Consider the following 8,066-nt stretch of genomic DNA (forward strand, 5'->3'; position numbering starts at 1 on the left):
GGGTGAGAACGCGTCATCGATGACGCGTTCTCACCCCAATCCGGGGGCGGGGTTTGTGGGGCGCCCACAACTAGACTGAAGCTGTGGCCACTCCCCCGTCCCACTCCCGACGCCGGCTGACGGCGGCGACCCGGCACAAGCTCGAGCGCAGCGCCGGCTCCCTGTCGGCATCGGCGCTCAAGCGGATGGAGGCCGACCACGGGTGGTACCGCCGGCTCAGCGCCGAGGACCGCTCCTGGGTGGGCCTGGTCATCCAGGCGGCCGTAGGCTCGTTCGTCGCCTGGCTGCTCACCGACGCGGACAAGGGCATCGACACGCTCGACGAGCCGATCACCGCTGACGTCTTCGGCGCCGCCCCGCGCGAGCTCACCCGCTCGATCAGCCTCAACCACACCCTCCAGCTCGTGCGCGCCGTCGTCGACGTCGTCGAGCACGAGGTCGCCGACTTCGCGACGAGCACGGACGAGCGCATCCTGCGCGAGGGGGTCCTGCGCTACTCCCGCGAGATCGCCTTCTCCGCAGCCGAGGTGTATGCCCGGGCCGCCGAGGCGCGCGGCGCCTGGGACGCCCGGCTCGAGGCCCTCGTGGTCGACGCCGTACTGCGCGGCGAGGCCGACGACTCGATGCAGAGCCGGGCCACCGCGCTGGGCTGGGGATCGGTCGCCTCCGTCACCGTCGTCGCCGGAGCCGCCCCGTCCGGCAGCGCAGGCGGCTCCGCTGCCGCCTCGGTCGACGCCGTCCGACGGGCCGCCTCCCGCGCCGGGGCCGAGGCGCTCGCCGCCGTGCAGCGCCGACGGTTCGTGGTCATCCTGGGCGGGACCACCGCGCCCGATGAGGTCGTGGCCGACATCGCCGACCACTTCGGCGACGGCCCGATCGTCATCGGGCCCACCGTCCCCCATCTCTTCGCCGCCGGCCGCTCGGCGCGGGCCGCCCTCAGCGGCCTCGCCGCCGTGCCGGCCTGGCTCGCCGCCCCCCGCCCCGTCCACGCCGACGACCTGCTCCCCGAGCGCCTCCTCGCCGGCGACGGCCCCGCTCGGCGCACCCTCGTCAACCGGATCCACCACCCGCTCGAGGCCCACCCCACGCTGTTGCGCACGGCCACGGTCTTCCTCGAGCAGGGCTGCGCGCTCGAGGCGACCGCACGCCTCCTCTTCGTCCACCCCAACACCGTGCGCTACCGCCTCGGCCGCATCGTCGACATCGTCGGCTACGACCTCGGCCACCCCCGCGAGGCGCTCACCGTGCAACTGGCCCTGGCCGTCGGCCGGCTCGCCGAACCCGTCGTCACGCCGTGGCGGGCCGGCGCGCCGGAGCGGGCCGGCGGCATACCGGGGGTCGGGCCGGCGGGTCACGGCGACGGGGAGCCTGCTGAGGTGTTGTAGGAAACCTCCAAACCTCGGCGGAATTGTTCGTGGGGTTCGAAGGCGCCGGTGACCTCCCCCGACCCGCCAGGCTGGAGCCGTGCTCGCCATCGTGTGCCCCGGACAGGGCTCCCAGACCCCCGGCTTCCTCTCACCCTGGCTGGAGCTGCCGGGCCTGCGGGAGAAGGCCATCGCGTGGTCCGAGGCCACCGGCGCCGACCTCGTGCTCCACGGCACCACGTCCGACGCCGACACGATCAGGGACACCGCGGTCGCCCAGCCGCTCATCGTCGGCGCCGGACTGCTCGCCCTCGACGCCCTGTATGCCGCACTGCCCGGCACCGACGGATCCGCCCGCACCGCTGGGGTCCTCGCCGGCCACTCGGTCGGCGAGATCACCGCCGCAGTCGCCACCGGCGTCCTCGGCCCCGAGGAGGGTCTCACCCTCGTCGGCGTCCGCGGCCGGGCAATGGCCGCCGCCAGCGCACTGACGCCCACCGGCATGAGCGCCGTCCTCGGCGGCGACCCGCAGGAGGTCCTCGACGCCCTCGCGGCCCACGGTCTCACCCCCGCCAACACCAATGGCGCCGGCCAGGTCGTCGCCGCCGGCACCATTGACCAGCTCGACGCTCTTGCCGCCGACCCACCCGCCAAAGCGCGCGTCATCGCCCTGTCGGTCGCCGGCGCCTTCCACACCGTGCACATGGCCCCGGCCGTCGACGCGATGCAGGAGCAGGCGGCCACGATCACCCCGCACGACCCGTCGACGACCCTCCTGTCCAACGCCGACGGCGAGCCGGTCGGCACCGGTGACGAGGTCCTCACCCGGCTCGTCTCCCAGGTCAGCAACCCCGTGCGCTGGGACCTCTGCATGGAGACGATGACCCGGCTCGGCGTCACCGGGCTCATCGAGCTCGCCCCCGCCGGCACCCTCGTCGGCCTCGCCAAGCGGGCGATGAAGGGCGTCGAGCTGCTCGCCCTGAAGACGCCCGAGGACCTCGACGCCGCCCGCGACCTCGTCGCCCGGCACACCGCCGCCCCCTCCGCCTAGCCCCGCGCTCACCACCCCACCGCACCACCCGCCGCACCACCCGAGGACCCCATGACCAAGAGCATCCGCACCGCACCGGCGCCCAAGGGCACCGGCACCCTGACGACGGTCGACGGCGTCCGGCACGCACGCATCTGGGGCGTCGGGGCCTACCGCCCCGAGCGCGTCGTCCCCAACTCCGAGCTCGTCGACCGCATCGACTCCACCGACCAGTGGATCCGCGACCGCTCCGGCATCATCAGCCGTCGCCGCGCCGCCCGCGACGAGTCGATCATCGACATGGCCGAGCACGCGGCCCGGGACGCCCTCGCCGCCGCCGGCCTCGAGCCCTCGCAGGTGGGCGCGATCCTCATCTCGACGGTCACCCACCTGCTCTCGACCCCGGCCGCCGCCCCGATGCTCGCCGAGCGCCTCGGCGTCCAGTGCCCCGCCTTCGACGTCTCCGCGGCCTGCGCCGGCTACTGCTACGGCATCTCCCTCGCCAACGACATGGTCCGCGGCGGCAGCGCCGAGCACGTCCTGGTCATCGGCGTCGAGAAGCTCTCCGACTTCACCGACTACGACGACCGCGGTAGCGCATTCATCTTCGGGGACGGCGCCGGGGCTGCGGTCGTCGGCCCGTCCGACACGCCCGGCATCGGGCCCACGATCTGGGGGTCCGACGGCGCCCAGTGGCAGGCCATCCGCCAACGCGAGCCGTGGCTCGACGCGGCCGGCGCGCCCCTCGACGGGCACGCGGTGCTGACGATGGCCGGCCAGACCGTCTTCCGCTGGGCGGTCTGGGGCATGGCCCCCATCGCGCAGCAGGCGATCGACAAGGCCGGCATCACCATCGACGACCTCGACGCCTTCCTGCCCCACCAGGCCAACATGCGGATCATCGACGCGATGATCAAGCAGCTCAAGCTGCCCGCCGACATCCCCGTCGCGCGCGACATCGCCGAGACGGCCAACACCTCGGCCGCCTCGATCCCCCTCGCCACCGAGCGGATGCTGCGCGAGGGCGAGATCCCCCACGGCGGTCTCGCGCTCCAGATCGGCTTCGGCGCCGGCCTGGTGTATGCCGCGCAGGTCATCGTCCTGCCCTAGCCTCACCACCACACCCACCCAGCTCCCGCGTCCCGCGGGCCTTTCGGGACAGCAGCACCACACCCGCACCACCACAAGGAGAAGCCCACCATGGCGCAGAGCGAGCAGGAGATCCTCGAGGGCCTGGCCGAGATCGTCAACGAGGAGACCGGCATCGAGACCGACTCCGTCGAGCTCGACAAGTCCTTCACCGACGACCTCGACATCGACTCCCTGTCGATGATGACGATCGTCGTCAACGCCGAGGAGAAGTTCAGCGTGCGCATCCCGGACGACGAGGTCAAGAACCTCAAGACCGTCCGCGATGCCGTGACGTTCATCCACACCGCCCAGGGCTGAGCGGCTCAGGGCTGAGCGGCTCAGGGCCGAGCGGCTCAGGGCTGAGCGGCCCGTCACGTGGTCGGCTACCGGCGGCTCGACCCGCTGGTGACTCGCCGGTAGCCAGCCACGCGGCATACGGTGGGGGACCGCTTCCGGCTCGAGTCGGACCCCCACTGGGGTGCACAGCACCCCTGTCACCCCCGCCAAGGAGCCACGCACCATGACGCCATCCAGCGCACCGCGCATCGTCGTCACCGGGATCGGGGCCACCACCCCGCTCGGCGGCACCGCCCCCGAGACGTGGGAGGGCCTGCTCGCCGGCCGCAACGGCGCCCGTCCCATCGAGGCCGACTGGGTCGCGCAATATGACCTGCCGGTGACCTTCGCCGCGCAGCTCGTCGTGCCCCCGAGCGAGGTGCTCACCAAGGTCGAGACCCGCCGGCTCGACCCCTCGTCGCAGTATGCCGTGATCGCCGCCCGCGAGGCCTGGCAGGACGCCGGCACCCCCGAGGTCGAGCCCGAGCGGCTCGCCGTCGCCATCGGCTCCGGCATCGGTGGGGTCTGGACCCTCATCGACCAGTGGGAGAACCTCCGCGTCAAGGGCCCGCGCCGGGTCTACCCCCTCGCCGTGCCGATGCTGATGCCCAACGGGCCGGCCGCGGCCGTCTCGCTCGACCTCGGCGCCCGCGCCGGGGCTCACACGCCGGTCAGCGCCTGCTCCTCCGGCGCCGAGGCGATGGGTCTGGGGGTCCAGATGCTGCGCGAAGGCCGCGCCGACGTCGTCGTCTGCGGCGGCACCGAGGCGGCCATCCACCCGCTGCCGATCGCCGGCTTCGCCGCGATGCACGCCCTCTCGACCCGCAACGACGACCCGACGCACGCGTCGCGGCCCTACGACGTCGACCGCGACGGCTTCGTCCTCGGTGAGGGGTCGGCCGTCATCGTCATCGAGACCGAAGAGCACGCCAAGGCCCGCGGCGCCACGATCTACGCCGTCCTCGCGGGGGTCGGCGTCACCTCCGACGCCTACCACATCACCAGCCCCGAGCCCGGCGGCGCCGGCGCCTCCCGGGCGATGGTCGCGGCCCTCGAGACCGCCGGCCTGGCCCCCACCGACATCTCCCACATCAACGCCCACGCGACCTCGACCTCCGTCGGCGACATCGCCGAGGCGAAGGCGATCAAGCGGGCCTTCGGCGATGCGACGGCCGGCATCCCGATCAGCGCGACCAAGTCGATGACCGGCCACCTGCTCGGCGCCGCCGGGTCGCTCGAGGCCGTCTTCTCGATCCTCGCCGTGCGCGACCACGTCGCCCCCGCTACGACCAACGTCGAGACGGTCGACCCGGAGATGGAGCTCGACGTCGTGCTCCGCGAGCCGCGCAAGCTCGGCGACGGCGACGTCGCCGTCCTCAACAACTCGTTCGGCTTCGGCGGCCACAACGTCGCACTGGTCTTCACCACCCCCTGAGGTCGCTGCGGCGTACAGAACCGGGCACGTGATCAGTTTCGTCTGCGGCGTCGCTCCAGCGGCATACAGAACCGGGCACGTGACCAGTTTCGTGCGCGGCGACCGCGAGACGGGTCAAGCCGCCGCTGTGCCTAGGGTGTCTCACATGCCGTTCTCTGCGAAGTACCCCGGAGTCTGCCGGGTCTGCAACCGGCCGTTCGACGTCGGCGACCTGATCAGCAGCACCGCCACCAGCAGCGGCTACCTCCACGACGGGTGCGTCCAGGGGGCCCTCGACCTCGGGGATGCGCCGGCACCGAAGAAGACGAAGAAGACGGCTTCCACTAGGACGGCGTCCGGGAAACCGGCTTCCGCAGCCACCAGAGTCCCGGACGTCGCGGCGAAAGGCGTGCTGGAGGTGTGGACCGACGGCGCCTGCTCGGGCAATCCCGGTCCGGGCGGCTGGGGTTGGGCGACGAGGGACGGCCGGCAGGGCTCCGGCGGCGCGGCCCACACGACGAACCAGCGGATGGAGGTCCAGGCCGCGCTCGAGGCCGTGACGACCCTGACCGAGCGGCCGATCGAGGTCGTCAGCGACTCGACCTACGTCGTCAACTGCTTCCGCAACGGGTGGTACAAGGGCTGGCTGGCCAAGGGGTGGACCAACAGCCAGAAGAAGGCGGTGGCCAACCGTGACCTCTGGGAGCCGCTCATCGCGGCCTACCAGGAGCAGGGGACCATCACCTTCCGGTGGGTCAAGGGCCACTCGGGTGACGAGATGAACGACCTCGTCGACCGGCTGGCCGTGGCCGGGCGGCAGCAGCAGGAACAGCTGCGCTGAGGTCGGGGGTGAGTGCCGGGCGTCAAGATCGCGCGAGCTCGCCCGCCTGGTGAGCGGGACGGGTCACGGACTGGGGGCGCGGCCCTGGACGTCCGTCTCGTTGAGCCGGTACCAGATGACTGGCCACCCCCCTGTTGACGGGCGGGCGCGTCTTTCCGCCCACAGTGGGCTACCTAGGTTCACCCCGTCGAGGGAGCAGAACTCGCCGTCTGGACGCGGTGCACACGGCGAAGCCTGCTCACTCGACTCGATGGGTGAGGGTCTCTCCGCCGCCCGGTGACCGCCCGGATCGCGGCATGAGCGAGCGTTTCGCCGGGCCCTACTCGCGTCGCTGGGTCAGGATGGCACGCAAGTTTGCGAGCGCCTCATCCGGCGTACTGCCCGCGCCGACTTCGTGCGAGTGCTCTTCTTAGTACCGGGCCGCAGTGAGATCGTCAACGTCCCACTCGGCTGGCAACTGGTCCGGGTTACTGGGGAACGCCAGCCACAGCCCCGGCTCATAGATGCCGCCGTAACGAGCACTCACGATGGTGACTCTTATGCTCGCGAAATCCTGCATCAGGCAACGGTGTCATGAGTACTCGCCTCACGTCCGCTCATCGGCAGATCCGGTCAAATCTTCGGTCGTTGGCACTTACCCCACTCCGCCGCGTATGGGCATCACCGTGGCGCTCGACGTCGGCCGCCTCGCGAGCAGAGTCACAGCGCCCAGATAGCAGCGGCCATCATTCGTGGGAGGGTCTCTGGCTGGGGATATGCGGTCACATCTCCTGAAGGAGCCTTTTCTCGATGGTTCCGATCGGGTCGTACGACTGGAGTTCCGCGCGCAGGTCGGCGACCTTTCGGGCGTAGGTGGGGTCGTCGAGGAGCCGGCGGACTGCCTTGTGGATGGCTGCCGGCTTCGGGTGCTCGCTGCGCAGGTCGATGCCGAGGTTGTTGTAGCCGATCCGGGCGTTGATGTCGTCCTTACCCTCGCGCTTGCCTGCACCGACGACCGGGAGACCGTGAAGGAACGCAGCGAGGTTGCTGCCGAAGCCTCCGCTCGTGACGAACACGTCGACGTGGGGAGACAGATCGTCGTAGTTGATGAAGTCCGCGATGACGACGTTCGGCTGGGGGTAGCGCGCGCGAAGCGCGGCTGTCTGTGCCCCCGCGGTGGTGGCCACAACGACGTCACCGGAGTCCTTGAGTGCCTCGATGGTCGGGATGATCAGCTTGGCCGGATCGGTGTTGTCGACGGTGCCTTGGGAGACCGCAACGACCTTCGCGGTGGGGTCGACAACGACGTCCGGCAGCGGGGCAGAGGCACTGAGTGCGCGACGGGCCGGAACGAGGGGGCCGACGTACTCCGCGTTGGGCAGGGGTTGGTATCCCGGGAACTCCAGCCCGGGCGAGCCGTTGAGGGAGACCCGCTGCGTCCTGAGCATCGGTTCGTGCGGGAAGCCGTCAGAGCCGATCGGCGCGACGCCGTGTCGGGCGAGGATCTCGTTGTAGTGAATGGTGCCGACCCGCATGCCGCTGGCCAGCATCTTGCGCACGACCGCGTGGCGTAGGCGGCCCAGGAGCGTGCGCGCGGGCATGAGTCCGAAGAACGGCGGGGGTCCATGGGCATCGGGCATCACCATCGTGAGACCAACGGCGAACACCGGTAGGTGCAGCGACTCTGCGACAAGCAGTTCTGCGTACAGAGCGCCGTCGCAGACCAGTGCCTCGAACGGCCACCCGTCCTTGATGGCGGCCATGTCCTGGTAGTGATTCTCGACTTGGCTCACGAAGAACTTGTCCAGGTCGAACGAGATCAGCTGAGGACCCTTGAGCGCGGCGCGCTGCGGGAACAGCTCGTCGAGGTTGCTGGCCATCACCTCGGTGGCCCGGTCGTACGCGAACCACGGCATGCCCAGTCTGTCGAGTCTGGCGCCGTACGTCGGCCCGGCGTACCACCGCACATCA

7 protein-coding genes are annotated in these 8,066 nt (G+C 71.2%); 6 read left to right on the top strand and 1 reads right to left on the bottom strand.

Annotated features, from left to right (window positions below; genetic code table 11):
* Positions 1 to 83: 83 nt before the first annotated feature.
* The 6 genes from Q0R63_RS22110 to Q0R63_RS22135 all read left to right on the top strand — a co-directional run bounded on the left by Q0R63_RS22110 (position 84) and on the right by Q0R63_RS22135 (position 6,116).
* Positions 84 to 1,385 (top strand): helix-turn-helix domain-containing protein, encoded by a 1,302-nt coding sequence (locus Q0R63_RS22110; protein ID WP_295702217.1) that lies wholly within the window; start codon positions 84 to 86, stop codon positions 1,383 to 1,385.
* Between the two features lie 79 nt (positions 1,386 to 1,464).
* Entirely contained in the window at positions 1,465 to 2,415 is a 951-nt protein-coding gene (locus Q0R63_RS22115; protein ID WP_295702219.1) for an ACP S-malonyltransferase, read from the top strand.
* Between the two features lie 51 nt (positions 2,416 to 2,466).
* The gene (locus tag Q0R63_RS22120; protein ID WP_295702221.1) at positions 2,467 to 3,504 is read left to right on the top strand and encodes a beta-ketoacyl-ACP synthase III; all 1,038 of its coding nucleotides are present in this window, start codon (positions 2,467 to 2,469) and stop codon (positions 3,502 to 3,504) included.
* A 90-nt stretch (positions 3,505 to 3,594) separates the two neighbouring features.
* A complete protein-coding gene (locus tag Q0R63_RS22125) occupies positions 3,595 to 3,843 on the top strand; it encodes an acyl carrier protein (RefSeq protein WP_295702223.1) in 249 nt (82 codons plus the stop codon).
* A gap of 202 nt (positions 3,844 to 4,045) precedes the next feature.
* Positions 4,046 to 5,296: a beta-ketoacyl-ACP synthase II gene (gene fabF, locus Q0R63_RS22130; protein ID WP_295702225.1), complete on the top strand. Its 1,251-nt coding sequence runs from the start codon at positions 4,046 to 4,048 to the stop codon at positions 5,294 to 5,296.
* A gap of 145 nt (positions 5,297 to 5,441) precedes the next feature.
* Positions 5,442 to 6,116: a ribonuclease H gene (locus Q0R63_RS22135; protein ID WP_295702227.1), complete on the top strand. Its 675-nt coding sequence runs from the start codon at positions 5,442 to 5,444 to the stop codon at positions 6,114 to 6,116.
* Between the two features lie 761 nt (positions 6,117 to 6,877).
* On the opposite strand, the gene Q0R63_RS22140 is transcribed toward Q0R63_RS22135, so the two are convergent.
* Entirely contained in the window at positions 6,878 to 8,011 is a 1,134-nt protein-coding gene (locus Q0R63_RS22140) for a nucleotide disphospho-sugar-binding domain-containing protein (RefSeq protein WP_295702229.1), read from the bottom strand.
* Positions 8,012 to 8,066: the final 55 nt, after the last annotated feature.

This window comes from Lapillicoccus sp. (assembly GCF_025353065.1).
Classification (GTDB): Bacteria; Actinomycetota; Actinomycetes; order Actinomycetales; family Dermatophilaceae; genus Lapillicoccus.

Coding starts and splice junctions, on each gene's coding strand:
- Q0R63_RS22120 (WP_295702221.1), top strand. CDS start 2,467: ATGACCAAGAGCATCCGCACCGCACCGGCGCCCAAGGGCACCGGCACC.
- Q0R63_RS22125 (WP_295702223.1), top strand. CDS start 3,595: ATGGCGCAGAGCGAGCAGGAGATCCTCGAGGGCCTGGCCGAGATCGTC.
- fabF (WP_295702225.1), top strand. CDS start 4,046: ATGACGCCATCCAGCGCACCGCGCATCGTCGTCACCGGGATCGGGGCC.
- Q0R63_RS22135 (WP_295702227.1), top strand. CDS start 5,442: ATGCCGTTCTCTGCGAAGTACCCCGGAGTCTGCCGGGTCTGCAACCGG.
- Q0R63_RS22140 (WP_295702229.1), bottom strand. CDS start 8,011: ATGCCGTGGTTCGCGTACGACCGGGCCACCGAGGTGATGGCCAGCAAC.